The following is a 25,796-nucleotide window of genomic DNA, read 5'->3' on the forward strand; positions in this document are numbered from 1 at the left end:
TTCATTTCTTGTAGCTGCTTTCTGTAATCATTATTTCAATAATCAACTTTTCCCAGAACCTAAACCTATCATTCTTCTAATGAAAGCTACTCGCATTACATTAATAGATATTTACGCTAGTTAAAGGATTTAATTTCATCAATCAATCTTTCCATTTTACTGCTGGGACCACTGTCAGATAAAGACTTCCTAAAGTCAACATAAAGTGCTCCTTCACCCAATAAGCTATCCACCAACTTTTTTTGGGGAAGACAAACTGTGATCATTTCATAAACGGTATTCCAACCTGCATCCCAATGATTCCAAGTGATTAATATAGAGTCGTTTTTATCTTCTTTTATTAATTTCATTTCCCAATCCAACGTCCGCCTCGAAAAGCCGCTAATACCATGACCATATTTCAAGCAGTGTTTCAAAGATTCTAGAAGTGAGAGCCATAATTCATCAACATCATCCCATTCATTAAAGGTAGAAAGAGGTTTTTGATAGATGGAGATCTCAACAGCACCATAGATTGAATTTCCATCTGATTTCTTTAATTGATTATTTCCATACTCTTTTGACAAAGGTGTGTCAAGATGTGAAAAATCACGAAAGATCACACCACTTAAGGTCATCTCTTTGCAGTCTTTTTTTGAAATGTATGTCTGAATTGTTATCATTCAAAAATCACCTTTTATAAAGTATTTAGATTTCTCGATTGTATTTATGGGTATCAATTGGTCAATATTGTCATTTTCACTCGTGTTTTTCCAGAAACCTAACTCTGGATTCTTAAGGGGAGTTTTTTGTGATATTTTTACTCTGGAAGATTGCCGTACCGAGTAAGGAGGTTATTAGGCCTAATTCAAAGAAATTTGTGATGGCTCCGCTATCAATCGGTAAACTTACAGCACTTCCGATGATCATTGCAAGGGAACCGGCAAAAAACCACTTCCATTTTTGTTTAATCCAGATGATGATTGAAGCCACAAGTAATACAAGTGAAACTACCAATACCATTAGGGGCGGGCCGGTTGAAGGTTCGTCAGAGCTATAGCTTAGGACGCCGTTTTCCATATTTGCCACTAAGTGAAGTCCTGATACCTCAGAAAAAAATTCAAATAATACCAATGAAAAAGTCAATGCATAGGCAGAAAATGTACTTAAAGGTTTCTTAGCCCACAATACTCCTCCTTGTTTCAATGTTTTCCAAGAAAATAACACGAGAAGAGGTGTGAAGCATGCATGTATCCAAAAACGTGCGAGGTTTAATCGTTCTAATCGTAACCCTTCTCCTATAAACTGACCTATTGCTATGATTCCGTTGTCATAAATAAGGCCGACAACAACTGGCAATAAAAAAACTAAACTTTTTATTTTGTAAGTTCTAAGACTGATCACTCCAATAACCAAAATCGCGACGTAAGCAATTGAGAAGAAGCTAAAAAGAAATGTATCGATTTTATTTCCCTCCATTCTCGTATTCTTTTAAATAAATACGAATTGTTACTTATGAATAAATCAATTTCCAAAGGTAAAGAGCTGACTCACACCACCGTTTAATGTCAGGCTATCTCTGAGCGAGATGAATACTAACGTTTCTTTTGTGATAGCCCTTACTTTATACTTAGTATGAGCATCACAAACGTAATCGTTTCACTTTTTAACTGAAACGATTTTGGTGCACATATTACTAATCATTCGCTTCTAGCCAATTATAAGTAATTGTTTCAGTCGGGTTGAACATGATCCAATCTTGTGATCATGTATAAAAGGCTTATTTCTACATTTGTTTTTTCACCTAAATTTATTACAATGGATTCAGTCAGTATATCTTCATTAATTATATATACTCGAAGGTTAATTAATCAAATGATTAATAATGGATTTTTTTGAACATCAAGGAGGTACCGATGAATAGCGAGTTACCTAAAAAACCTGGAAGACCAAAAATAAAGATCGAGAACAATCTAACGAGGGAGAAAATCTTAAAGACATCTGCACATCTATTTTTAACATATGGATATGAGGGTGTTTCCATGGAGCAGGTGGCTGAGGCATGCAGTGTGACCAAAGCTAGTGTTTACTATTATTTTAAAAACAAAGCAAACCTATTCTCAGTGGCTGTGTCAAGTATGTTCCAACGAATCACAATACAAACAGAGAAACTGTTACATAGTTCTAATGGCTTGAAGCACAAATTATATGAAGTCACACTGGATCATCTAATGAGACCCCACATTGATTTTGAAACGTTATTAAAAGAAGCTGCTTTCTCACTGACAGAAAATCATATTCAGGAAATTCGAGGTGCTGAGAGGGAAGTTCATAAGGCGCTGGAGGATATATTCAAGCAAGCCATGGAAAAAGGGGAGATAGTGGTGACAAATCCATTACTGCTTGCGCATGCATTTTCTACAGTGGCAATGATTCGAAATAAAACAGATTTAATAGAGGAACTAGGTGGTCCCCAAAAAACAGCACAGGCTTTGGTTGACCTTTTTTGGGAAGGTATTGGTCCAAAATAATTAGAATATGTAAGACTGTGGAGGGTCATCAGTGTCCAACTGTCATCATACACGATCTGGTTGAGGCGGAAGCAGGAGATATTCCAGCATTCGATACAACGATGGAATAGCAAAGGAACAAACAAAATAAGTAGCCACCCTCAACAATCATAGAGGGTGGCTACATTCATCTTATGCTACTTCTGTTTCTTCCTTCTCCCCAGTACCCTTTGACTTAAAGCTGATGAAGAAGAGGACGGCAAGAAGGACAATGATTGACGCGAAAACAATTATATTCGATTCAATCAAGGTAACAAGGTTTCCAAGCACGATGCCGACCAATCCGAAGTCTGCATCTCCAAACGTTGTTCCCTGGAATCCTAAGTTTCCTAAAACCGGTAACAAGAGGGCCGGCAGGAAGCTTATCATGACACCGTTCGCCATCGACCCGATGACAGCACCCCTTCGTCCGCCGGTTGCATTGCCGAACACTCCGGCAGCTGCACCTGTGAAGAAGTGAGGGACAAGACCCGGTACGATTACTTTTAATCCTAATAAAGGTAAAAATAACATGCTGACAAGACCAGCAATAAAGCTGAATAAGAAACCGATGATGACGGCGTTCCCTGCGAATGGGAAGATGGCCGGGCAGTCTAGAGCGGGTTTCGCATTCGGGACGATTTTGTCTGCAATCCCTTTGAAGGCCGGGACGATTTCACCGAGGAGCATGCGTACCCCGGCTAAAATGATGTATACACCAACGGCAAATGTGATCCCTTGCATAAAGGCAAAGACCAGGAAGTTTTGTCCGCCGCTCAATTCTCCTTCAACGAAAGCTGGACCTGCTGCACCTGCCACGATAAAGAACAGGATGACCATCGTCAGTGATACTGAGACGGATGTGTCCCGGAGAAAGCCGAGTGACTTCGGAACTTTAATTTCTTCTGTCGATTTAGAACCTTTGCCAACCGCTTTGCCGACCGCAGCCGAAACCAAGTAACCAATCGATCCGAAGTGGCCGACGGCAAAGTCATCAGACCCGGTGACTTTGCGGGTGAATGGCTGAAGCATCGCAGGCGACAGGACCATCAGTGCACCAAGGATGATCGAACCGAGAATGATCAACGGTACTCCGGTGAATCCTCCTGTGGTCAAGATGACAGCGATCAAGCAAGCCATGAACATGGTATGATGTCCGGTTAGGAAGATATATTTAAAAGGACTGAATCGTGCAATGAGAATATTGACAACCATACCGAACAGCATGATCATCGCTGTCTCCGTACCAAAGCTTTCCTGTGCAAGTGCGACGACGGCTTCATTGTTCGGGATCACCCCGTCGACTTCAAAGGCATGATTGAACATGCTGCTGAATTGCCCGAGGGACTGGACGAGTACATTCGCACCCGCCCCGAGGATGACGAAGCCCATGACCGTTTTAAGGGTTCCAGACACGACATCCCCTGAATTCTTGCGTTGAATCAGGAGCCCGATTAAGGCGAATAAACCGACAAGGATCGCGGGTGTACCGAGTATATCCTTCATTATGATATCAACCATTTGTATCGCTCCTTCCGTTTTAGTGGACTAGATATTTTGTTCCAGTGCTGCGCGGAGTTCATTCTTATCCATCAGGTTCTTCAATTTCACGACATTCTTGCGGCCGTCTTCAAGACTTTCGACGATATCCTCAGAACCCAGGAAAAGATCCGCCTGTTCCGTCTTGGCTGTTGTCAGGTCCGTGTGGGAGACTTCCGCTTCTTTCCCCATATCTTTAAGTGCTGCTTTCACGTTCATCTCTACGATCATGCTGCTTCCTAATCCATTTCCACATACGACTAATACTTTTTTCATTTTAATTTCCTCCTCTGATTTATACTTCTACTGTTTGATTGATTAATTCAATAATCGTTTGACGATCACTTGCTGAGATTAACTTTTCCACGTTGTCTTCATTGGATAAGAGTTCCGTAAGCTGTGCGAGTGCCTTTAAGTGGGTTTGATTATCGATCGCTGCCAGCACGATGATGAGCTGCGCGCGATGCTTTTCTTTATCGGAAAAATAAACGGGTTCCTTGAGTCGCAGGAAGCTCATACCCAGTTGTTCGACGCCTGTCTCCGGACGTGCATGGGGGATCGCGATATTTGGTGCAATGACAATGTAAGGACCCAGTTCCTTTACGTTCGTGATCATGGCCTCAACGTAATCCGGGCGAATCGACTCCTGGTCGATCAGTGGCTGGCTTGCCACCTTGATGGCTTCCTCCCAACTCGAGACACGGTCTTTGAGTTGAATCGTCTGTTCTGTCAATAATTCATTGAGCATAGGCTTTCTGATCTCCTTTATTCGGGGAGTATTTTGGTCTAAAATGTGGACCAATTCTTTTTTCAATGCATCCTCTTGATGGATCGTCGCATGGCGTTTGATGACATCCATCAGGTGATCGGTCATATTCTTTTCCTCAGGCTGCGAATCGAAAAGCTCATTCATACGCTGGATGACCCGTTCCTTTTCCAGATTCGTCAAGATGGCTGGGACATGGACAACGGGAATCTTCTTCTCCTTGATATAATTGGTGGAAAAGATGACGTCTGCTTTGTACTCTTTCGTTCGATATTCCCTCATGGAGATTGTGGTGATGACATTCAGCCCGGCAATCAAGTTCTCTAATTGGGTACGGAGCATATTCGAAGTCCCGATCCCATTCTCACAAACAATGACGGCATGGAACTTTGTCTCCACCTTTTTTTTCTCTTTCGTCAACCATCCACCAAAATGCAGGGTAATATAAGCGACTTCCGCGTCGGGTATGGTCTTCCCGACATACATTTCCAAATGCCTCATCACGCGTTTAGTCAAATGGAAGATGTCCGGGTAGGTCTTTTGAATGCTATCCGCCAGATCATTCGCGATCGATAGCCCGTACTTCAGACGATAATACGTCGGTTTAATATGGGAAATCAGATTTTCTTCCAGTCCATTTTTATCGTCGAACACCACACAGGAGTAAATTTGAAAATCATCAATCATCTGTTGAACGACTTCCTTCAGACCGGATAATTCCCGTTCCGTATAGCGCTTGAAGTTATCCTGCTGAACTTTTGATCCCAACAGATTCATCGTAATGAAGCAAACCTCATCATCTGGAAAAGAGACTTCCTTTACGTTCCCAAGTTTATTCGTAATATGCAGGGCTGCCCTGTATGCTTCTGTTTGCTTGAGGACCTGCTTTTCTGCTTCTGGAACAAGAATATACTCCTGCAGCTCGATTCTCTTCATGATCATCAAGATCTGCAGGGACAGAATCTCGACCATTTCATCTGTCAGCGTCAATCCCAATTCCTTCTCAGCTTCGTAAAGAACCTCTCTCACCAGGCGCCTTTGATCCGTTTCATGTGACCATGTAGCGGCTTCCGGCTGGATCATCTTATGGACCTCGTTCCGGACGTTCTGCCAATCCGGCTGAGAGAAGATGGTTGCCAGGATATTGGAAAGCACCGTTCTTTTAGCATCCTCAGGACCACTCAATCGATATCCGGAACCTTTCTTGTAATACAACCGCAAACCGGCTTCCCTGAACTCTTGTTTGATCTCTTTAATCTCCTTGGCAATCGTCCCCCGGCTCATACTGGTCAGGTCCATGAACCGTTGCATCGAGGCATCCTGTTCTTCTAATACTATTTTGGCTTTAATCAGGACTTCGCGTTCCTCTTTCGATAACTGATACTGCCAATCTTCGAAACCTTGATCCTTCGAAACCATTAACTTCGATTTCGATGCAGGAGGCAAAAACAATCCCTTGCCATGCTTACTTTCAATGGGTTCTAACCCTTGAGACCGTAACCAACTATTAATCTGATCCAGGTCGTAATAAATGGTCCGTTGAGACAAATTCATCCTGGCCACCAGATCCTTGGTCGGAATCGGGGCCGTCGAATGTTGAATGATGGATAATAAGTGTGCACGCCTTTTATCCAGTACCATGGGGATCCCCCTCTGTTATCGTTTTTGCATAATTGTATTGTTAGTTTATTAGATGATCATCTTATGAGTTTAGTATAAGGGCTATTCACGTGTTGTGAAAGGGTTTTCAATGTGTAGAGTTTGTATGGGGTAATTTTGCAAAAATGAACAGTAAGGGCGGATGGGCGGCAGAACGGGGAGTTAGGATTGTCAAAAGGGGTGGGGTTTGAAATAATTGGTATTGAGAAGATGGTAAATTAAAAATAAGAAAGGAGAAGTGTTATGAGCGATCAAGAAACCTGTCCATTCTGCAATCCAGATGAGGACAAAGACCAAAACATCGTATTTGAAAATGAATCCTGTTATTTCCTGCAGCATAACAAGCATCAGGATGTATTAGAAGGGTCCGGCGTCATTGTTCCGAAAAACCATCATGCGGATGCATTTGAATTAACGGAAAAAGAGTGGAACGATACATACGAACTATTACAAAAGGCAAAGGAATACGTAGACCAAGAGTTTTCCCCAGATGGCTATACACTTGGATGGAATGTAGGGGAGGTGTCCAATCAGTTTATTTTCCATAGTCACCTGCACGTCATACCGAGATATAACGACGAACCCTTGGCTGGAAAAGGAGTCCGTTATTGGCTGAAGCAACCTGAGAATAAAAGGAAAGGGCTGAAAAAAATAAACAAATAAATCGCCGGCAGGAGTATGTACGTTACTGCAACCGCCACCTGCTGTGCTTGATGCTTTTTTTTAAAAATAATCCTTTTCGTTTTTCTTACTCTTTAATAAATCACTTTCTTTCTTCTTCCATAAACTGTAGAAAGGAGTGATTTTTTATATGCAATGGTTAAATAATGACCGATTTAATAAAACCGTCAATATCCCTAACCCCTTGTATCAATCCTTAGAGGGGAGATATTTTGTTGGGCAAACGGAACACCTTTGTTTCGGAAGTGGAAAAAATGCGTGGGGAGGCTTGATGAATCCGGGTAGATCCGATGTCAATTTCTTCGTCAACGCCTTTACCATCACGAATCATTCCGATCAGCCGTTTGAAGCTGAGATTTGGTTTAACCCCATTCCTCCGGGGAAGCCGATGATTTCGAGAAATGTGACGCCCGCAAATACAGCCCTTTCGCCACTTCCAAAGCCCGAAGTGAAAATTGCATATGCGGATGATGTCGAAGGGCTTCCAAGAAAAGGGGTAATGGCTTTCAGGAGGATTGTCCCCCCACAAAGTACATTAGCCAGTGATGAAGATGGGAAATTCATCTTTCCACCGGGCGGATCATTTATCCTTTTCTTAGTAGCACCAGATCATGAAATCATCCAGGCGGAAGTGGCGTTTGGCTGGTTTGAAAAAGCTGAGTTTGATATTTGTAAATAATGATGATAGTGAGGAAAAAGGACGATTCTCCTGCTTGTTGGAAAAGCAGGAGAATCGTCCTTTCATGAAGTCAGCAATAAGGAAGCTTTAGGGGCAACCCTCTGATTGCCGTTACCAATTCTTTTTAAAGGATTCCTTCACATCGCCAACCTTTTCTTGCATCTTCCCTTTATCCTTGTCGCGTTCGCCTTCCGCAATTTTAGAATCGTCGTTAATAAGTTTACCTAAACCTTTCTTCAAATCTCCCTTTGTCTGCTTTCTCTTCCCTTTTACTTGATCTTCATTTACTCTCATTTTCACTACCTCATTTCTATAATTTTTTTTCTTATTATTCAATATCCAAATGAGATTAGAAATAAACTAAACGGTAGTTAAAAAGTAATAGCAATTTATGCTAATTGAGTAACAAGAAAGAAATATCCGGCTTCGCCGGTAGTTTATCCAGAATAGGGTATGCTTCTTTTTTAAAAAATTAATGATTGAGTTTAATGGGATGTTTTGGAATAATTGGTAGTAAGTTGATGGGCGGTCTAGTTAAAGAGAAGCATATTACATAGATTCATTAAAGTGTTGAATGTTCAAAGGAGAGGAAGAATGAAAGGACTAATCATAAAATCACCTTGGATCGAATTGATATTGGAAGGGAGAAAGTCTTGGGAAATCAGGGGTTCAAACACAAAAATGCGGGGGACCATAGCTCTGATAAAGAGTGGTTCAGGTATGGTGTTTGGTGAAGTGAATATAAATGATAGTAAAGAGTTGACCTTGGAAGATTACCAGCTAAGTAGGGGATTTCATTGCGTGGAAAGTGAAGCTTCTCAAGAATTACCTTATAAAAGAACCTACGCTTGGATGCTTGAAAAGCCTAAAATTTATAAAAAGCCTATTCCTTATAAGCATCCTATGGGAGCGATAATCTGGGTCAATCTTTCCGAAATCCACTAGTAGGCCGATTGGTGAACTCGAAGTGCCATTGAGCAGGTTTTTAGAATAGATACATAAGGTAAGGGTGGGAGAATGACAACAATCGGATTGATTCGGCATGGAATAACTCATTGGAACTCCTTAGGCAAGGCACAGGGAGTAAGTGATATTCCTTTAAATGAGATTGGCAGAAAACAAGCATCTGATATTGGAGATAGACTGGCCCAGGAAGAAAAGTGGGATATGGTTATTTCGAGTGACTTATCAAGGGCGATTGAAACCGCAAAGATTATTGGAAGTAAAATAGATTTACCCATCAGTCATATGGATGAAAGGATCCGAGAAATTAACTGTGGCGAAATTGAAGGAACGACAGAGGAAGAGAGAGTTAAGATATGGGGGAGTAAGTGGCGTGATTTAGAGCTTGGAATGGAAAAATTTGAAGACGTATCTAACAGAGGAATCGATTTTTTGAAGGATACAGTTCATTCATATAAAGGGAAACGAATATTGGTCATAAGTCACGGCGCCTTAATCGGATTAACATTGCAACAATTACTCCCGCAGAAATTCCAGACGACTTATATCCATAATACGTCTATTACTATTTTAAATCATGCAGAAGAAAGGTGGGAGTGTAGTTTATTTAACTGTACGAAACACCTAAACTGATTTTTGATGATTAATAATGAGAGAAATGTGGATTATCGGGACGATTCTTGTTTAGGAAGATTAGGAGGTATGTATGATGAACTTGTTTCTTTCTGGAGGAGGAGATAAGGAACAGTCAGAAATGATAGATAAGGAATTTGTTGAAACATTGGATCTTACTAAGCCGATGCTGTATATCCCAATTGCAATGCAGGGGGAAGTTCCATATGAAGGTTGTTACAAATGGATACATAATGTGTTTAATCCTCTAGGCATAAATGAAATAGAAATGTGGACTGATTTAGAGGCTAAGTCTTTAGAGGATTTAAGTACTTTCTCCTCCATCTACATCGGCGGGGGAAATACGTTCAATCTGTTAAACGACTTACGGGAGACAGGCTTTGATAAGATTCTAAAAGAGTATGTAGACAACAATGGAATTGTATATGGCGGGAGTGCCGGGGCCATTGTTCTGGGGAGGGATATTTTAACATCCTCGCATATGGACCCGAATCATACGGATTTGATGACCTTTGAAGGCTTGAATTGCTTTGGTGGCTATTCAATATGGTGTCACTATGAAAATAGCAGCGATGATTCAATCAAAGAATATGTGAACAAATATGGGTATTCTGTCATCGCGCTCCCGGAAGAAACGGGTGTTTTTTTACATGACGGAATAGTGAGAGTCGCAGGCTCATCTCCTGCTACTATTTTTAGGGAAGGTGATATAAAAGTCATCAATCCCGATGAGATCGTAAAATAGATCAACAGAAATACAATGAAGAGAGGTATTCCTGAATGAGCAAAAATCCACATGAAATGAAAATTGTGATCGGAGCAGGAGAATACGTCAACAATCCCGACTGGATCCATACACAGGAAGAGGAAGTAGACTTATTGGACGAACGTACTTGGGAAAACAGGTTCGATGAATGTTCAATCGATGCTATTTTGGCTGAACACGTTTGGGAACACCTTACGTACGAAGAAGGAATAGAGGCTGCTGAAATATGCAGGAAATACCTGAAACCTTCCGGGTATATTCGATGCGCTGTTCCGGACGGCTATTTCCCCGATGAAACGTATCAAAGCATTGTGCGGGTTGGAGGACCTGGTCCAAAAGATCACCCGGCTGCGAGTCATAAGATCGTTTACAATTATCAAACGTTGACGGACATGTTTGAATCTGCCGGGTTTACAGTGACCTTACTGGAGCATTTCGATGAAGAAGGAAATTTTCATCAAAACCATTGGGACGGAGCTGACGGGGTAATTTTTCGCTCCAAGAAGTTCGACCCTAGAAACCAGGGGGACAAACTTGCTTTTCCTTCCTTGATTGTTGATGCTTTTAAAAGAGTCGTGAATCACGGAGAAAAACGATGAACACATTCATTTATATGGTCAGGCACGGAGATTCACCTAAGGAAGGCAATGAAAGAACAAGAGGTTTAACTCAAAAAGGTCTACTGGATGCCGAACGGATATCGGCCATTTTGAAAGAGGAAGAAATCGATGCTGTGATATCAAGTCCCTACCTGCGCTCCATGTTAACTGTTGAAAAGGCTGGCCACCAAATAGGACAAGAAGTGGCAGTGGTTGAAGATTTAAAAGAGAGAATCTTTTCTGCCGGAGACGACCGGATTTCTGATCAGGAATTAGTTCCACTGTTGGAGAAGTCCTTTTCAGAACCGGACTTCGCTTTAAAGGGTGGAGAATCAAATGACGAATGTCAAGAAAGAGCCATAAACGCACTAAAAGAATTATTAAATGCCTATAGAGGAAAGAAAGTGGTGGTAGGTACCCACGGAGCGATTATGACGTTGATGATGGGATACTACGATAGCAGATTTGGTTTGGAATTCTTACATCGTACATCTAAACCTGATATGTATAGAATGGAATTCAAGGGTCAGGAATTCGTGGGTGTTCAAAGATTATGGGAGTGATCAACACGAATTCCATTTCAGCGAACTATTCAACGAACAACCAAGGGGGAGAATCATCATGTTAAAAGTTAGACCATTAGAAGATAGAGATTATGAATTGATCAGGGAAGCGGAAAAAGTCATCGAAAAGAATTATCGATACGGACGCCATCACATTGGTTCGGCAGTCAGGTCGACATCCGGACAGGTTTATTCAGCCGTCCACGTAGAAGCAAACGTTGGAAGGATCACGGTATGCGGGGAAGCGATGGCTATCGGGAAGTCTATTTCTGAAGGGGATCACGAGTTTGAAACGATTGTAGCGGTGGCTCATCCCCATCCACACGAAGATATAGAGAAATGTTGGGTTGTTGCCCCCTGTGGAATGTGCCGGGAGTTGATAAGTGATTATGGAGAAAAGACCGATGTCATCATTTCTTACAAGGGGGAACTGGTTAAGTGCCGTGTGTTGGAATTGTTGCCGGAAAAGTATAGTAGTGACGGTGAAGGAAAAAGGAATGACTAGGTAGAAAGATGTCTATCTTTCAAGTAAAGGAAACGTTGTTATCCAGATATCAAAAAGATTTCCAGGAAAATCGGCGCTTCATTGTAGGGATCGATGGATTAGGAGGAGCAGGTAAGTCCACGATTGCAAATGAGCTTCGACATGCATCAGAGCTGGAGGGTTTTGATGCTCACATCTTTCACCTTGATGATTACATTGTTGAGACCCATAAACGATATGGGACCGGGAATGAAGAATGGTATGAATATTATTTTCTTCAATGGGATATTGGAATGATCGAAAGAGAGTTGTTTGAAAAGTTGCATGTTAGCGGTTCTATTACTCTGCCATTCTATCAACCTTCAACCGATACCATCAGAATCAAACCTATCCATCTGGCCCCGTCTGCTGTCATTCTGATCGAGGGTGTTTTCTTACAAAGGAAAGAGTGGCGCCGATATGTTGATTTTATGATCTATATGGATTGTTCACATGAAGTAAGAGCTGAAAGAGTTTTGAATCGTGACCTATATCTTGGTGATGATCAAGCAAGGCTTGATAAGTATAAAAGAAGATACTGGTTAGCCGAAGATTACTACATTGAGCATGTAGAGCCGAAAGAGAGCGCTGATTATATATACAGAAGTTAATAATCATTTTGGTAGTTTATCCAATACGGGACTAGTGAATAAGACAGTGAATTTAGAAAGGGGACTGAACAAAATGGCGACTTGGATGGTACATTTCAGAATTGCGGAGAATTTGCTGAATAGGGGCTTACTGGTATCTGAAAAGGAGTTTGTAGTAGGTAATATCGGACCTGATTGTGGATTGCCTGATGAAGTCACGGGAGAATTTTTTCCTGACAAAAGAGTAACCCATTTTAAACAGGATGGGGGGATCAACCCAGGTCTGTTTCTGGATCAGTACATAAAGAAAGATAGAATCGATTTTGACAGCCCACGCTGCTCATTTTATTTAGGATATTATCTTCACCTCGTAACCGATGTGGAATGGAGCCAACTACATCGGCGGAAAAAGAAAGAGCCCATTTATCAAGATATACTCGGAACACCTGAATACACCAGAAAGATAAAAAGTGATTGGTATGGTTCGGATTTTGTGTATGTAAATGAGAATAAGGATACGATTTTTCAACATGTATTTCAACATATCAAAAGTTTCCCGGATTATCTGGATATTTTTCCTGAAGGACAGATTTCAAAACAGATCAGTCGGATTACAGATTTTTATTTAGGGAATTCCTATGCTTTCGCTTTGGATCCTACATATAGGTTTGACTATTTAACCCCCGATGAAATTTCTCACTTTGTTGACAAGACGACCGAGAAGTTAGTAGCCCATCTAAAAGCAACTTTTGATGAGGGGATTTTATGGGATAAGCGACAATTATCAGTGAGTGAAGGATGAGAGTGTTTGCAATGATTGCAATCGAGGTGGGGAACTAAAGCTATACCTGTGTAAGGGGGACGTACATATGAGATTTCTCTGGGCGAGCTTGAACCTTTTACTGCCTGTGCTGGTATTATTTTTGGCATTTGCCACCTGGATAGGATACATTGCTGAAGATATCCGGGTGTCATATCACTATAAGTGGGGAGCCCTCCTTCTTTTCTTAGTCGGTTACGGCTTACAGTTTTATAAGAAAACAATCGGCTTAGTCATCGTAGGATTGAGCCTAGTCATTTGGTTTTTATTGTAGTGGGGATTTTATTGAAAAAGTAGATTAAGAGGTGTTTAGTTGAACGTTTTTGCGACTAGTTCAGAGACTGAAAGATTGATTATACGACCATTGAAGGTTGCTGATTATCATAACTGGCTTGCGGAATTCGAAAGCAGATCTGCTTCCTCCAGCAGGCACGATGAAGGAAAGATCGATATGAGCGAATGCACGGAAGAATGGTTCGATCAATTGGTGAAGAAACACCAAGAACTGGCCAGTAACGATATTGCTCACGTTTTCGGGATTTTCAAAAAAGCAGATCATAAGCATTTGGGAATGGTGGACTTTTCAACGTTATCAAGGAATGAATTTCAATGGGGCAGGATAGGTTACACCATACATAATCAGCACTGGAAGAACGGGTACGGCAAAGAGGCAGTGAAAGCTGCATTGAATATGGCTTTTAATGATCTGAATTTCCACCGTATCGAAGCTCATATCAACCTTGATAACATACCCTCCATCAAGCTGGCTGAAAGTACCGGAATGAAGTTTGAGTGTATGAGGAAAGGGTTTATCTATGAGTTTGGTGAGTGGACGGATCATCTGATCTATTATCTTAATTCAAAATAAGGGATGTGGAGCGCGGGGGTGTACTGCTTCGGATGCAAGAGAACCGGCACCGCGCTTCCTCGAGGGTGAAAATCGAACAATATCATTCACGAAAGGATTGTTCCTATTGAAACTAAACAAAAAATCCTTTCTCGTAATAGCTTCAATTATAGTGGGAATAGTCATCCTATTTTTAGTTTATGATGTAGTAAATCAATCGCCCAAAGAAGTAGTAACGAATATTATGGAGGATATCCAGGAAAACAAGAAAGTAGAAGAAATATCAAAAGAAGATCAAGAAAAACTACAATCCTTCTTTGAGTATTCTCAAGAGAAAAATCTTGAGAAACCGAACCTAATTATAAGTGACTATCCTGGTAGACCGGATATTGTTAAAGTCACGTTTGAAATCATCCATAATAATAAAAAAACGGGTCTTGAAGCAATTTATGAAGGTCAGGCTGACTTTTACTTAAAAAAACAAGGTCTTCATTGGGAGGTCGAGGGAATTCAAGTTACACCTTATAGGAAAGAATGGTAACCTCCACATAGTAGGATCTATTCTTCACTTAAAATAGTAAACAATCTAATCATATCAGGGAGCAGGGAGACAGTTCCACGCATAACGGGTTTTGACCCTCCAAATTAGCCTTGGGAGAATCGAAACCCGTTTGGATTATCTGGAATTCCGGTTACAGTATAAAGAAAATTCGACACTGAGGATTAATTAATTGAAATCAGGATCAATTAATTAAGATGAGGATCAACAAACCTGAACCAGGTTTAATTATTTTCATTTAGGATTGAAAGTGGTTGGAACGGGATGAATTATTAAGAGGGACAATTTTTTCTAACCGTTTAACACGGTATAAATGAAAGATTTGCAGGCTTATGTTAAAGAAAGGTTTATTTTTAGAGCATTTTAGTGTTTTTTATGCCCTATATTTCGAACAGAAAAAAGGCTGTCCCGGGACAGCCTGACTTTATTCCGAAAAAGCTTCTGAATAATGAACGACACCTTCTATATGTTCAAGAGAACGTTCCGTTAATTCAATGGCCATAAATACTTCATCCGGTACTTCAAACGGAGGCTTGATATTCCATAATGCCGCTCGCTTAAAGCCGAACTTCGGATAATAGTTTTTATGCCCTAACACAATCACGGAATGATAACCGATTTCCTTAGCCTTTTCAAGGGCTGCATGAATTAATTGGCTACCGATTCCTTTATTTTGATAGTGGGGAGCTACAGACACGGGAGCAAGTGCCAAGGAGTCTGCAACTTTATCGTGGTCTACGATCGTGATTTTAGATAAAAGGATGTGACCGACCAGTTCATTGCGATGATTGATGGCAACCAATGAAAGCTCGGGAATAAAGGCATCTGATTTTCTAATGTTTCTTACAAGCAGATGCTCTTTTTTATTGCTATATTCCTCATGTGAAAATGCTTGCTTCGTCATTTCTTCTGTCTTGCCATATTCTTCAGGGCGTTCTTGTCTGATGAATATATCCATCCATATTTCCCTCTTCCATCATTCAATTCATCGGGTTGAATATTGCTATAAATGGTATGCTCCATTTGTACCTGGTACCATGAACCTCATGTGTACCAGGTACAAATTATATATACTATTTTGCTATGTCTTTATTTTATTAAGTGGGGAAATCCGGGTCAAGGATTGCTTGTCCGGGACCCGAAAGAATTATATAATAAAAAAGAATCTTAAACATAAAGGAGGGAAAATTCATGCATTCGTTCACTTTAGACATCAAAGCTGAGAAAAAATATCTTGTCTTCATGATGTCTATTTTTGGAATTTCAGCCATCCCAGGGACAAGTCTGTCCTTTTTCAGCTGAAATTTCAATCATGTGAACGTACGTATGATTTCCTGAAAATAGCGAAAGCCACAGGGAATGATTCCCTGTGGCTTTTTTGATCTAGCTGCGGCGGCTAGAGGCTCGAGTCATAAGCTAAACATGCCAAAAAGGCAAAAAACGCCTTTCCGGCATGTTCCTCTTATGCTTGTCGCCTCTGAACGAGCCGCCTCCGCTTTTCTTGATCTAGCTGCGGCGGCTAGAGGCTCGAGTCATAAGCTAAACATGCCAAAAAGGCAAAAAACGCCTTTCCGGCATGTTCCTCTTATGCTTGTCGCCTCTGAACGAGCCGCCTCCGCTTTTCTTGATCTAGCTGCGGCGGCTAGAGGCTCGAGGTCATAAGCTAAACATGCCAAAAAGGCAAAAAACGCCTTTCCGGCATGTTCCTCTTATGCTTGTCGCCTCTGAACGAGCCGCCTCCGCTTTTCTTGATCTAGCTGCGGCGGCTAGAGGCTCGAGGTCATAAGCTAAACATGCCAAAAAGGCAAAAAACGCCTTTCCGGCATGTCCATCTTATGCTTGTCGCCTCTGGGCAAGCCGCCTCCGCTTTTCTTGATCTAGCTGCGGCGGCTAGAGGCTCGAGGGTCATAAGCTAAACATGCCAAAAAGGCAAAAAACGCCTTTCCGGCATGTCCATCTTATGCTTGTCGCCTCTGGGCAAGCCGCCTCCGCTTTTCTAGTAACTTTGTGTTTAAGAAAGGACGAAATGAAATGATGAAAACAAAAAACAATATATATCTGCTGTATTTTTATCTCTTTTTTGCCCAGTTGTTCTTTGATCGAGCGTTGTGGGTCATCTACCTTGGGGATAAGGGGATGACCTTCGGTGAGATCGGCATATTGGAGGCGTTCCTCCATTTGGCCATTGTCCTGTTTGAGGTTCCGACCGGGATGATCGCTGATTTGTATGGGAGGAAGGTCAGTCTGGTGATCGGGAATGTGTTCAGCCTTCTTTATGGGTTGTTCATGCTCATGAGCGGCTCGTTTTCGATGTTTACCCTGGCCTTTTTATCCATGGGGCTCATGGTCACCTTCCATTCAGGTGCAGAGCAGGCATTTGCTTATGATTCGTTGAAAGATGAGAAACGTGAAAAGGATTATACACGGGTGATTGGAAGTATGACGGCGATTTCCCTCTTATCATTGAGCCTTGCCAAATTCATCGGGGGATTCATGGCCGAGATCAGCTGGGAATGGGTATATGGTGCAACCATCGTCACTCATGTCCTTGCATTGTTTCCGCTGTTTTTCATGAAGGAGCCGGAACGTGAAAAGACGGAGGATATTGGCGGACGCTGGTATAACCAGTGGGTTCATCAATTTAAATTAGGTGTTGCGGTTTGGAGAAATAATACGGTGATTCACCAGCCGGTTGTGCTGTTTGTCCTAGCGAGTGCCGTCATGGTGATCATGGTGTTCTACGGACAGGAATACTTCATTCAATTAGGCTACTCCCCTGTGGTCGTCGGAGCTGTGTTTACGATCGAAGGCCTCTTGGGCGTCGTGATGGCGAAGGTCGCTTATAGGGTGGAGGCACGATTTAAGTTTTTCAATATTTTATATTATGGCTTAGGTCTTTTTCTCTTCTTTTTCATCCTGTTTATCTTTGCCACGGACTGGGCGATCCTGGTATCATTTCTGATTCTTGCGCAGCTCCTGAGTCTGTTCGAACCAATCTTTAGCTCATTTGTGCAAGGCTTTCTAAAGAGCAACATCCGATCTACTTTTCTTTCGTTGATTGGATTAATGGAAAGCTTCGTCATCATGATCAGCTTCCCGTTATTCGGATTCGCCATCGAACGTACAGGATTTACCGACGGATTTGCCGGCCTGCTGCTACTCTTTTTCGTGCTTGCAGGTGGGTATCTGGTTGTTGAAAGGCTTAAAATGGAAAGAAAGAGTTAAGATAGGGAGCTTCTCATTTAGTTGAGGAGCTCCTTATTTTGTTGCAGGATAGATGTTTTTATTTCTGACCGGCAACTTCTTCTATCCCAAAAAGAATAGCATACTATGTTATAGTGTATGGGATATATGTAACAGAAAGAGGGATTTATTATCAGCAGTGTAAACGAAAAAACAGAGCCATTGTTATCATTGAAGGGTGAATTGACGTTGGATGATTATAAGTTATTCAATTCTCTCCACACCAAGAGGACGCTCCGGATCATTTCCTTGTTATACTTTGTTCTCATCTTCGTAGTTTTTGCCTGGACGACTTCTTCAGGTTTGGAGAACGCCTTGGACGTTGTCATTGTAACCGTCTTTAACTTGATCTTTTCATCAGTAGCCACTTTGCTTTTGTTTCTTTTGGCAAAGGTCGTTCTAAGATGGAGAGGAATCAAGGAGTTTAAAAGTGATCAATTAATGAAGAGGGACTATACATACCACTTTGATGAAAACGGCATTACCCAGTTCAGAGGGAGATCCACCAGTTATTTTGAATGGACCGATATTCTTAAAGTTCAGGGCCAAAAACGGATATTTTTGATTTACCTTTCCAAAAACAAAGCCATTCCTCTTCCTGAACGTTTCTTCAAGTCTCAAGTGGACATAGACTCATTTAAGAAAGTCGTTACTGAAAACATGGATTCAAAGAACATTCATTTTAAGTAAAACATCGTCTCTATGAAAGAAATCTGGTGCCGGCCCCCCGCATTTAATTGTGCATGGGGCTGGCCCTTTTAAGGGATTCTCCGAGTGCCTGGTGGAATCCGAACGACCATCTTGGTGTGGATCGCTAAGTAATCATGAGGGATCGATTGACGGAGGATCAAGTGGTGGGAATGCTTTTTAAGCAGGTGGGACGTGGGACCGGTTTACTATCCCAAAATCAAGAAGATCTTCCACAGATGCTCAAGTAATGAATAACTATGACAAAGATTATAAATTCCAAATCCGGCTTGAAAGTCGGTCAAACCGGATCGATTATCCGTTCGGGTGGTTTATCTACCTGGGAATCCAAAGCTTAGAAAAATCAAAATGCCCGAACGAATGGAATTTCACATCCTTGATCATGGGGTGAAAGGTCCTTGTCTTAATCGGATGATGTTGAAAGAGTAATAGATTATTCTCACGGATATGTGCTTCGATTTCCGCCATGACCAGCTCCCTGTTTTCCGCCTCTTCCTGCTTGAAGATCTCGAGTTTACCGTCGATCCATTCCAGGGACTCGAGGGGGAACATCCTTCTAAATAGAAGGGTGTCGTTGTAGAAGGCAGCCAGGAAGGACAGGTGGGGATCCAGGGAAGAAACCTCGCCCATGAAGATCAGGTCTGCTTTCCGGTCCATTTCCCGAAGATAGAAATCAGGAAAAGTAAACGGATGCAGCACGAAGTTGATTCCATATTCTTCACCCTGCCTTTTATACCAATCGGCAACCTCGAAGGCTTTCTGGTAGTACATATAATAAAGTGTGATCGGCTCTCCCTTATATCCCGCTTCTTTCAAAAGAGGGAGGATGGCTTCCGGGTCCCTGGCTTGAGGCGAGGACCGTGTATTCACGAAGCTGCTTGCTTCCACCCAATGCTCCCATCCGAGGGCACCGGCCATCCGGTTGATATCCATCAGATGATACAGTGCCTTTCGGATGGAAGGGTGCTGTATCACGGTTTGTCTTCTCATGTTGCACATGAGGAATCGGAAGCCTGTTTCAAGTTCGTGCTTACTCAACACCTCTTCCGACGGTGGATTTTGTACAGTGAAATCCACAATGGTGGCGGCATCCTGACTCACTTTGTAAAAATGGAGTTCATCCAAGAGGGGCCGTTCAAGAAAGTAGCGGTCAAATGCTTCGAGCACCACTTTGTTTTCTGAACGCTCTTTTAATAAAAAGGGACCGGTGCCAATCCATTCCTCTTCATTGAAAGACTGACTGGAAGGAAGAATGCAAAAGTTGGGCGAAGCGATGTATCGCAGGAAAAATGGATTTTCTTTTTTCAATGTGATGACGACTTTATAAGGACCAGGACATTCCACTGAATCAATGTCTTCCGCAAGCCATTGATGGGAGGAGTCACCACTGCTTTTGATCCGTTCCACGGTATAGGAGACATCTTTGCTTGTCAGTGTTTCCTGATGATGGAAATAAACCCCTTTCCTCAAGTGGAAAATCCACTTCCTTTCATCAACAGACTCGAAATGGTGTGCGATATGGGGGAGAATCCGGTCTTCTCCGGCATCATATTTGACGAGGGTATCTCCCAGGTATTCAATTAAATGGGCTTCAAAGGAGATGGATACCTTCAGGGGATCAAGGGTAGTGAAGTCCCTTGAAATAAACGCGTGAAGCACATCCTTGGATTCCGTTCCCTGCTTCAGCCCGAACATATCCCGGATATCCGAAGAAACCTTTGCAATCCATGACTTCGGAATCGGGAGTCTGAGGAGATGGGCTGCCTGATCGAGCTTGCCGTTTTCCATACAGTCTTTCATGAAATCTTCTACTTCTTGCTGGAAAGGGTGTCTGAACGTTACCTTCGAAGGATTTCCTCTCCCTGCACCGGGAAGGTAGGTGAGCCTGCCAGACTCCTCGAACTGGTGCAGGATCCTTTTCACATTCTTCAGCGAACAAAACCATCTTTCTTCAAGCTCCTTTAATTTAAAGAAGCATTCCCCATTTACTTCACGTTCGAGAAAATGAGCTCTCATGGCAAAATAGCGATCATTCATATCCATTCTCCTCCTAAAAGGGGACATTATTTCCTTTATTGTACCCTTTTTACCCCTTTTCTTCTAGCACATAATGGAAGCATAGAGGAGATGATACGATGTTTTCAACATTACACCCAAATATCAAAGTCAGGATTTATACTTCATTTTTAAGCCGGGTAGTGGGCTCAGCTGTTTTCCCATTCATGGCCATCTACTTCACGAAGGAAATCAATGCATCCGTTGCAGGGATCCTTCTTCTGATTCAAGTGGCTATACAGTTTATCGCGGGACTGTATGGAGGGTTCCTCGCTGACATCATCGGCAGGAAACAGCTGATGGTAGCAGGTGAAATCATGAAGGTCGGTGCATTTGCCGGGCTGCTTGCAGTCAATTCACCAATCTATACATCCCCGTGGATCACCTTTATCATGTTGCTCGTGATCGGCATTTCATCCGGGATGGTCAACCCTGCATCCGAAGCCATGCTCATCGATGTAAGCACGAAGGAAACAAGGGCATTCATGTATTCTGTCAATTATTGGGCCGTCAACTTATCCATCATGATCGGGTTGATGATCGGGGGATGGTTCTTTGAACATCACTTTTTTGAATTGATTGCGGTACTCCTCCTTATGGGCATCGTGACACTGTGGATGACGGCAGCGTTAATCGTCGATACGTATCAAGTCAAAACTGTAAAAGGCGAAAAAACTTACGGGATCAAGCCCCTCTTGAAAAGCTACAGCATGGTCATGAAAGATTGGACGTTCATGGCGTTTACCTTTGGAGGAATCGCGATTCTATCAATCGAATTTCAACGGAATAACTTCATTTCTGTGAGGCTGGAGGAAGAAATACTCCCTCAAACCATACAGCTATTCAGCCTGCTTACTTTCGAAATGGACGGAATCCGTTTATTGAGCGTGCTGACTGTCGTCAATACATTGATGATCGTTCTATTCACGGCAGCGGTCGGAAAATGGATCACCGGTAAGAAAGAGGAACCGATCATGTACACGGGATTCATCCTCTTCGGACTGGGTTATTTCTTCATGGCCTTCAGCAATCATATACTCACCCTATTCCTCTCCGTGATCGTCCTGACCATCGGCGAACTGCTTTATGTGCCGACACGACAATCACTCCTCGCCGATATCGTGGATGACAGCAAGCGGGGAGCGTATATGGCCATGAACGGACTGGTCTTTCAGGTGGGGAAGATGATCGGCGCCGCGGGCTTGATTGTCGGGAACATCATTGGTGGAATGGCGATGGGAGCCGGATTCTTAGGGCTCGTCGTCCTTGGGATCTTCTTTTCAAAAGTCGCTTTGAAGAGTGCAGGAAAGGAAGCCCCTGTCATCAAGACAAGTGCTGCGGTGGGTAAATAATACAGGCACGATCGAGTGTCCACCGGTGTGATACATTTATTTAAATCAAATCAAGGGGGACAAATCTTTGAGACTCATATTATTATTCGGACCCCAAGCTGTCGGAAAGATGACGGTGGGGCAGGAATTAGAGAAAAAGACGGACTTAAAACTATTTCATAACCATATGACCATCGAACTGCTCCAACCGTTCTTTGGATTCAGTGAAGAAATGTGGAGCATATGTCATATGATGAGAGAAGAAATCTTTAAAGCCTATTCAAAAGGTGACGAGTACGGGATGATTTACACGTTCATGTGGGCATTCAACGAAAAAGGGGACTGGGAATGGGTCGAGAAGGTCACAGATATTTTTGAAGCGAATGGTGCAGACGTGTATTTCGTAGAATTGGAGTCTAACTTGGACGTACGATTAGAAAGGAACAAAACACCGAACCGTCTGCAGCATAAACCAACCAAGCGAAATATAGAAGACTCTGAGAAAAGATTGCTTGAATCGTTGGATAGCCTCCGGTTGAATTCCCATGAAGGAGAGATTGTTAGAGAGAAATACTTGAAGATCAATAATACAAATTTGAGTGCAGAAGAAGTTGCTGAGATAGTGATCAGGGAGTTTCAATTGGGGCAGGGGGACACTGTCTGGGAATAATGATAATTCGACACGGAGGATCGATTATTTCCAGAGCAATCTATTGAAACCAGTATCAATAAATCGGAAACAGGATCAATTATCCCGAATCCGAATAGAAAGTTGATCAAACAGGATGAATGATCGGAACAGGTCGATATTCTATGACATTTCACAAGCGGTTATGGCGCAGTGTCCGTGAATTGGGATCTTCTTTTCAAAAGAAGGGAGAAAATCAGAAAGGAGAAATGAAGAATGATAGAGTTGAAATACTTTGTGGAACAGGATTTCAATCAGCTGATCGATTGGATGGATTCACCTGAGTTTTTGCTGCAATGGGGAGGTCCGGCATTCCACTTTCCATTGGATAAAGCCCAGTTGGAGAAGTATCTTGAGAACGCTAATCAAGAGGGGACAGAAACCCTGATTTATAAAGTAGTGGATCATGAGAAGGTCATTGGTCATATCTCCCTCGGGAAAATCGATCGTCGCAATCGATCGGCCAGAATTGGGAAAGTACTGGTTGGTGACAAAAGTACAAGAGGCAACGGAGTAGGGCAGCAGATGATGAAAGAAATCCTCCGCATCGCCTTCGATCAACTTCACTTACACAGGGTAAGCCTGGGTGTATTCGACTTTAATGCTCCAGCCATACACTGCTACGAAAAGGCGGGGTTTACGAAAGAGGGATTATTGAGAGATGCCAGGAAAAGTGGGAACGACTACTGGAGTTTGTGGGAGATGAGCATACTGGAGGACGAGTGGATGGTGAAATCAACATAGTGTGATGGCCGCCCCGGCACGCAATGAGTGACGTGCCGGGGCGGCCATCATTTATGTAATCAGCGGTTTAAAGAAAATTCGACAGGAGGAATCAATTAATTGAAAACAGGATCAATTCATTATACTCAGGATCAATAAACCTTAACCTGGGATCAATCATCCCAAGTCCGGATTGAAAGTAGGTAAAAAGGGATCAATTGCTGGCACAGGTGGGTTTCCTATGACCTTTCAAACACATAAATCACTTCAAATAAGCACTATTGACCATAAACACACCACCCTTCAACCATTTTGTAAAAAAACGTAAGAAAAAAGGTCGAATTTTGTTAACACAATCTTCATTAAGCCTTATTTTAAACTACATATCCACTCAACATCCCTTTCCTAAACTGAAGTAGAAATACATATTCAGGATAGGAGATGAAGAAATTGAACAAAAAATTACTAATTGGTACAGGCGTTGCTTTTTCATTGTTGTTCAGCCCGTTCAGTCAGGCGTTTGCCGAAGAACCGACAGCAGGGGAAAGGAAGCAAGTAGACAATGTAGCTCACCGCGGGGCGGCAGGGTACGCACCTGAAAATACGATTGCCGGTTTTGATGTGGCGGTTGATATGAAGGCGGATTATATTGAAATCGATGTTCAGAGAAGTAAAGATGGTGAATTGGTCGTCATTCATGACACAACGGTGGACCGTACTACAGATGGAACGGGAAAAGTAGGGGACTTAACACTTGAACAGCTTAAAGGTCTTGATGCTGGTAGTTGGAAGGGAGAATCATTTGCGGGAGAACCCATTCCGACATTTGAAGAGATTCTTGATCGTTACCACGGTAAGGTTGGAATCTTAATCGAATTAAAGGCCCCGGAACTTTACCCTGGTATTGAAGAACAAGTGGCAGAAGCATTAAAAGAACGGAATCTCGACAAACCTCAAAATGAAAAAATCATTCTTCAATCATTTAATTTTGACTCGATGAAAAAAATGGATGGGCTGCTTCCACATGTTCCAGTCGGTGTGTTAACGTCCAACCGTGCACTTACTACACCGGAAGCGTTAGAAGAAATCTCAACCTATGCGGAATGGTTCAACCCAAGCTACGGAATCGTGACAGAAGAAGTAGTGGATAGAGTCCACGCCCAAGGGATGCAAATTGGATCATGGACGGTGCGCAGCCAGGAAGCGGCAGACTTTCTTTTCGACATGAACGTGGACGCGATCATTACGGATTATCCGGATTATGTAGATCCTAGAAACTAATATTCTAATAAAAAGGGAGTGGCTTCTGCTGCTTCTTTTTTTCGGGTCTGACCCTCCACACTTGGGGTCAGATCCTCTTTTTTGTGGTATAATTATCCAAAAAAGAAGGTGGTCATCATGTATCTTGGAGATTTACTCTTTCAGTTTGTCTTCTTTTCATTACTGCTACTCGGAGCTGTATCCTTCTCCCTTTTCATCAGAAGGATCAACATCAATAGACGTAAAGAAGTTCGTACTTCTGATGATATCAATAAGAAGTTAGATAGAATCATTGAATTGCTGGAAAAGCAGAAGGGTGGCTGAACAGCCTACTTGTAAAGAGGAGGTTCTTAAATTAGGAATCTATGATAATGGACAAAGATGTATGGAGAGGAGACATGAGATGCAACTTTTTCACTATCACTGGTGGACGGACAGACCGGAAGAAATGGAAAGGTTTTATCGGCAGTCAGGATTCAGAACCACGTTAAGAGTCGGTCGATACAATGGGGAAATGCACACATTCAATCCTCCTTTGAACTGGGAAGATTTTAGAGATAAAGACATTCGTTTCAGAATAATCGAAATGGTCAAAGGTCAAACCAATCTAACATTTGGACACGGAAAAAAGGATATGTTCGACCATATCGGCTTCCTGGTTACGGATACTGAGTATTCAGGGATCATAGAGAGGGCGGGAAAACTGCAGTGGAAGGTAGATGAAGGCGAACGAAGAACGTTCATTTCCACCCCCTGGAAGTTTCGGATCGAACTACAAAAAAGGCGGGAAGTGGTGAGTGAAGAAAAACACCCATCTATACAAGCGATGGAGATTCACATGAATTTCCGCGAAGACCCTGCCTTAGTCAGCAGGCTTTTAGGTTTTGAACTGACAGAACAAACGAATGGAAAAGTGACAATGGGGAACGAAGAATGCACCCTTATTTTTTGCAGCAGTGAGAAAAAGGAGACGCGTCTGCATTCCGTTACGTTCCTTGCCGATCATAATTTCACTATGGCCGACACTGTTCATACGAAATTAATCGGCAGAACACAATGATGGAGTGGGAATC

31 protein-coding genes are annotated in these 25,796 nt (G+C 42.3%); 23 read left to right on the forward strand and 8 right to left on the reverse strand.

The window, feature by feature from the left end:
- Nucleotides 1–116 precede the first annotated feature (116 nt).
- Both ACCB35_RS04570 and ACCB35_RS04575 read right to left on the reverse strand, forming a co-directional pair.
- Nucleotides 117–662, reverse strand: coding sequence for a hypothetical protein (locus tag ACCB35_RS04570; RefSeq protein ID WP_374055946.1), 546 nt, complete (start codon nucleotides 660–662; stop codon nucleotides 117–119).
- Between the two features lie 112 nt (nucleotides 663–774).
- On the reverse strand, nucleotides 775–1,458 hold the full coding sequence (locus ACCB35_RS04575; RefSeq protein ID WP_374055947.1) for a hypothetical protein: 684 nt from the start codon (nucleotides 1,456–1,458) through the stop codon (nucleotides 775–777).
- A 437-nt stretch (nucleotides 1,459–1,895) separates the two neighbouring features.
- Here ACCB35_RS04575 and ACCB35_RS04580 point away from each other — a divergent pair, with 437 nt between their 5' ends.
- Nucleotides 1,896–2,510 (forward strand): TetR/AcrR family transcriptional regulator, encoded by a 615-nt coding sequence (locus ACCB35_RS04580; protein WP_374055948.1) that lies wholly within the window; start codon nucleotides 1,896–1,898, stop codon nucleotides 2,508–2,510.
- A gap of 17 nt (nucleotides 2,511–2,527) precedes the next feature.
- Nucleotides 2,528–2,620: an HD domain-containing protein gene (locus ACCB35_RS04585; protein ID WP_374055949.1), complete on the forward strand. Its 93-nt coding sequence runs from the start codon at nucleotides 2,528–2,530 to the stop codon at nucleotides 2,618–2,620.
- A gap of 61 nt (nucleotides 2,621–2,681) precedes the next feature.
- On the opposite strand, the gene ACCB35_RS04590 is transcribed toward ACCB35_RS04585, so the two are convergent.
- From ACCB35_RS04590 to ACCB35_RS04600, 3 genes are read right to left on the reverse strand one after another with little or no spacing between them, the layout of a single operon-like run.
- Complete coding sequence (locus tag ACCB35_RS04590; protein ID WP_374055950.1) at nucleotides 2,682–4,049, reverse strand: PTS ascorbate transporter subunit IIC; 1,368 nt, start codon at nucleotides 4,047–4,049, stop codon at nucleotides 2,682–2,684.
- Nucleotides 4,050–4,076: 27 nt separating this feature from the next.
- Entirely contained in the window at nucleotides 4,077–4,343 is a 267-nt protein-coding gene (locus tag ACCB35_RS04595; RefSeq protein WP_044338820.1) for a PTS sugar transporter subunit IIB, read from the reverse strand.
- 19 nt (nucleotides 4,344–4,362) lie between these two features.
- Nucleotides 4,363–6,474 carry a transcription antiterminator gene (locus tag ACCB35_RS04600; RefSeq protein WP_374055951.1) on the reverse strand — a complete coding sequence of 704 codons (2,112 nt, stop codon included), beginning with the start codon at nucleotides 6,472–6,474 and terminating at the stop codon, nucleotides 4,363–4,365.
- Nucleotides 6,475–6,735: 261 nt separating this feature from the next.
- Between ACCB35_RS04600 and ACCB35_RS04605 the strand changes: the two genes are divergently transcribed.
- Together ACCB35_RS04605 and ACCB35_RS04610 are read left to right on the forward strand one after the other, a co-directional pair.
- A complete protein-coding gene (locus tag ACCB35_RS04605; protein ID WP_374055952.1) occupies nucleotides 6,736–7,155 on the forward strand; it encodes an HIT family protein in 420 nt (139 codons plus the stop codon).
- Nucleotides 7,156–7,303: 148 nt separating this feature from the next.
- Nucleotides 7,304–7,852 (forward strand): DUF6143 family protein, encoded by a 549-nt coding sequence (locus ACCB35_RS04610; RefSeq protein ID WP_374055953.1) that lies wholly within the window; start codon nucleotides 7,304–7,306, stop codon nucleotides 7,850–7,852.
- A gap of 111 nt (nucleotides 7,853–7,963) precedes the next feature.
- Here the strand turns inward: ACCB35_RS04610 and ACCB35_RS04615 are convergent, their stop codons facing one another.
- Entirely contained in the window at nucleotides 7,964–8,146 is a 183-nt protein-coding gene (locus tag ACCB35_RS04615; RefSeq protein WP_044338823.1) for a CsbD family protein, read from the reverse strand.
- Between the two features lie 300 nt (nucleotides 8,147–8,446).
- Between ACCB35_RS04615 and ACCB35_RS04620 the strand changes: the two genes are divergently transcribed.
- The 11 genes from ACCB35_RS04620 (at nucleotide 8,447) to ACCB35_RS04670 (ending at nucleotide 14,697) form a co-directional block, all read left to right on the forward strand.
- Nucleotides 8,447–8,797 carry an ASCH domain-containing protein gene (locus ACCB35_RS04620; RefSeq protein WP_374055954.1) on the forward strand — a complete coding sequence of 117 codons (351 nt, stop codon included), beginning with the start codon at nucleotides 8,447–8,449 and terminating at the stop codon, nucleotides 8,795–8,797.
- 72 nt (nucleotides 8,798–8,869) lie between these two features.
- The gene (locus ACCB35_RS04625) at nucleotides 8,870–9,448 is read left to right on the forward strand and encodes a histidine phosphatase family protein (RefSeq protein ID WP_374055955.1); all 579 of its coding nucleotides are present in this window, start codon (nucleotides 8,870–8,872) and stop codon (nucleotides 9,446–9,448) included.
- A gap of 73 nt (nucleotides 9,449–9,521) precedes the next feature.
- Nucleotides 9,522–10,193: a Type 1 glutamine amidotransferase-like domain-containing protein gene (locus ACCB35_RS04630; protein ID WP_374055956.1), complete on the forward strand. Its 672-nt coding sequence runs from the start codon at nucleotides 9,522–9,524 to the stop codon at nucleotides 10,191–10,193.
- Nucleotides 10,194–10,228: 35 nt separating this feature from the next.
- Nucleotides 10,229–10,813 (forward strand): SAM-dependent methyltransferase, encoded by a 585-nt coding sequence (locus ACCB35_RS04635; protein WP_374055957.1) that lies wholly within the window; start codon nucleotides 10,229–10,231, stop codon nucleotides 10,811–10,813.
- On the forward strand, nucleotides 10,810–11,376 hold the full coding sequence (locus ACCB35_RS04640; RefSeq protein ID WP_374055958.1) for a histidine phosphatase family protein: 567 nt from the start codon (nucleotides 10,810–10,812) through the stop codon (nucleotides 11,374–11,376). Before ACCB35_RS04635 ends, ACCB35_RS04640 begins: the two co-directional genes overlap by 4 nt.
- Nucleotides 11,377–11,434: 58 nt before the next feature.
- Complete coding sequence (locus tag ACCB35_RS04645) at nucleotides 11,435–11,881, forward strand: cytidine deaminase (protein ID WP_374055959.1); 447 nt, start codon at nucleotides 11,435–11,437, stop codon at nucleotides 11,879–11,881.
- Between the two features lie 8 nt (nucleotides 11,882–11,889).
- Complete coding sequence (locus tag ACCB35_RS04650; protein ID WP_374055960.1) at nucleotides 11,890–12,510, forward strand: kinase; 621 nt, start codon at nucleotides 11,890–11,892, stop codon at nucleotides 12,508–12,510.
- Between the two features lie 73 nt (nucleotides 12,511–12,583).
- Nucleotides 12,584–13,291, forward strand: a complete 708-nt coding sequence (locus tag ACCB35_RS04655) for a zinc dependent phospholipase C family protein (RefSeq protein WP_374055961.1) — start codon at nucleotides 12,584–12,586, stop codon at nucleotides 13,289–13,291.
- A gap of 67 nt (nucleotides 13,292–13,358) precedes the next feature.
- Complete coding sequence (locus ACCB35_RS04660) at nucleotides 13,359–13,583, forward strand: hypothetical protein (RefSeq protein ID WP_374055962.1); 225 nt, start codon at nucleotides 13,359–13,361, stop codon at nucleotides 13,581–13,583.
- 39 nt (nucleotides 13,584–13,622) lie between these two features.
- A complete protein-coding gene (locus tag ACCB35_RS04665; RefSeq protein ID WP_374055963.1) occupies nucleotides 13,623–14,177 on the forward strand; it encodes a GNAT family N-acetyltransferase in 555 nt (184 codons plus the stop codon).
- A gap of 106 nt (nucleotides 14,178–14,283) precedes the next feature.
- Complete coding sequence (locus tag ACCB35_RS04670) at nucleotides 14,284–14,697, forward strand: hypothetical protein (protein WP_374055964.1); 414 nt, start codon at nucleotides 14,284–14,286, stop codon at nucleotides 14,695–14,697.
- A gap of 442 nt (nucleotides 14,698–15,139) precedes the next feature.
- Here the strand turns inward: ACCB35_RS04670 and ACCB35_RS04675 are convergent, their stop codons facing one another.
- Nucleotides 15,140–15,673: a GNAT family N-acetyltransferase gene (locus ACCB35_RS04675; RefSeq protein ID WP_374055965.1), complete on the reverse strand. Its 534-nt coding sequence runs from the start codon at nucleotides 15,671–15,673 to the stop codon at nucleotides 15,140–15,142.
- A gap of 1,073 nt (nucleotides 15,674–16,746) precedes the next feature.
- On the opposite strand from ACCB35_RS04675, the gene ACCB35_RS04680 reads away from it, so the two are divergent.
- Together ACCB35_RS04680 and ACCB35_RS04685 are read left to right on the forward strand one after the other, a co-directional pair.
- Nucleotides 16,747–17,940: an MFS transporter gene (locus tag ACCB35_RS04680; RefSeq protein ID WP_374055966.1), complete on the forward strand. Its 1,194-nt coding sequence runs from the start codon at nucleotides 16,747–16,749 to the stop codon at nucleotides 17,938–17,940.
- Between the two features lie 180 nt (nucleotides 17,941–18,120).
- A complete protein-coding gene (locus ACCB35_RS04685) occupies nucleotides 18,121–18,648 on the forward strand; it encodes a YcxB family protein (protein WP_374055967.1) in 528 nt (175 codons plus the stop codon).
- A 333-nt stretch (nucleotides 18,649–18,981) separates the two neighbouring features.
- On the opposite strand, the gene ACCB35_RS04690 is transcribed toward ACCB35_RS04685, so the two are convergent.
- Nucleotides 18,982–20,703, reverse strand: coding sequence for an ABC transporter substrate-binding protein (locus ACCB35_RS04690; protein WP_374055968.1), 1,722 nt, complete (start codon nucleotides 20,701–20,703; stop codon nucleotides 18,982–18,984).
- 98 nt (nucleotides 20,704–20,801) lie between these two features.
- Between ACCB35_RS04690 and ACCB35_RS04695 the strand changes: the two genes are divergently transcribed.
- From ACCB35_RS04695 to ACCB35_RS04720, 6 genes are all read left to right on the forward strand, one after another.
- Entirely contained in the window at nucleotides 20,802–22,073 is a 1,272-nt protein-coding gene (locus ACCB35_RS04695; RefSeq protein WP_374055969.1) for an MDR family MFS transporter, read from the forward strand.
- 67 nt (nucleotides 22,074–22,140) lie between these two features.
- Nucleotides 22,141–22,722, forward strand: a complete 582-nt coding sequence (locus ACCB35_RS04700) for a shikimate kinase (RefSeq protein ID WP_374055970.1) — start codon at nucleotides 22,141–22,143, stop codon at nucleotides 22,720–22,722.
- A gap of 234 nt (nucleotides 22,723–22,956) precedes the next feature.
- Nucleotides 22,957–23,484 (forward strand): GNAT family N-acetyltransferase, encoded by a 528-nt coding sequence (locus tag ACCB35_RS04705; protein WP_374055971.1) that lies wholly within the window; start codon nucleotides 22,957–22,959, stop codon nucleotides 23,482–23,484.
- 429 nt (nucleotides 23,485–23,913) lie between these two features.
- Entirely contained in the window at nucleotides 23,914–24,744 is an 831-nt protein-coding gene (locus ACCB35_RS04710; RefSeq protein ID WP_374055972.1) for a glycerophosphodiester phosphodiesterase, read from the forward strand.
- A gap of 117 nt (nucleotides 24,745–24,861) precedes the next feature.
- Entirely contained in the window at nucleotides 24,862–25,047 is a 186-nt protein-coding gene (locus tag ACCB35_RS04715) for a DUF4083 domain-containing protein (protein ID WP_374055973.1), read from the forward strand.
- 79 nt (nucleotides 25,048–25,126) lie between these two features.
- Nucleotides 25,127–25,783 carry a hypothetical protein gene (locus ACCB35_RS04720; protein WP_374055974.1) on the forward strand — a complete coding sequence of 219 codons (657 nt, stop codon included), beginning with the start codon at nucleotides 25,127–25,129 and terminating at the stop codon, nucleotides 25,781–25,783.
- Nucleotides 25,784–25,796: the final 13 nt, after the last annotated feature.

This window comes from Rossellomorea sp. FM04394 (assembly GCF_041889765.1).
Lineage (GTDB): Bacteria > Bacillota > Bacilli > Bacillales > Bacillaceae_B > Rossellomorea > Rossellomorea aquimaris_B.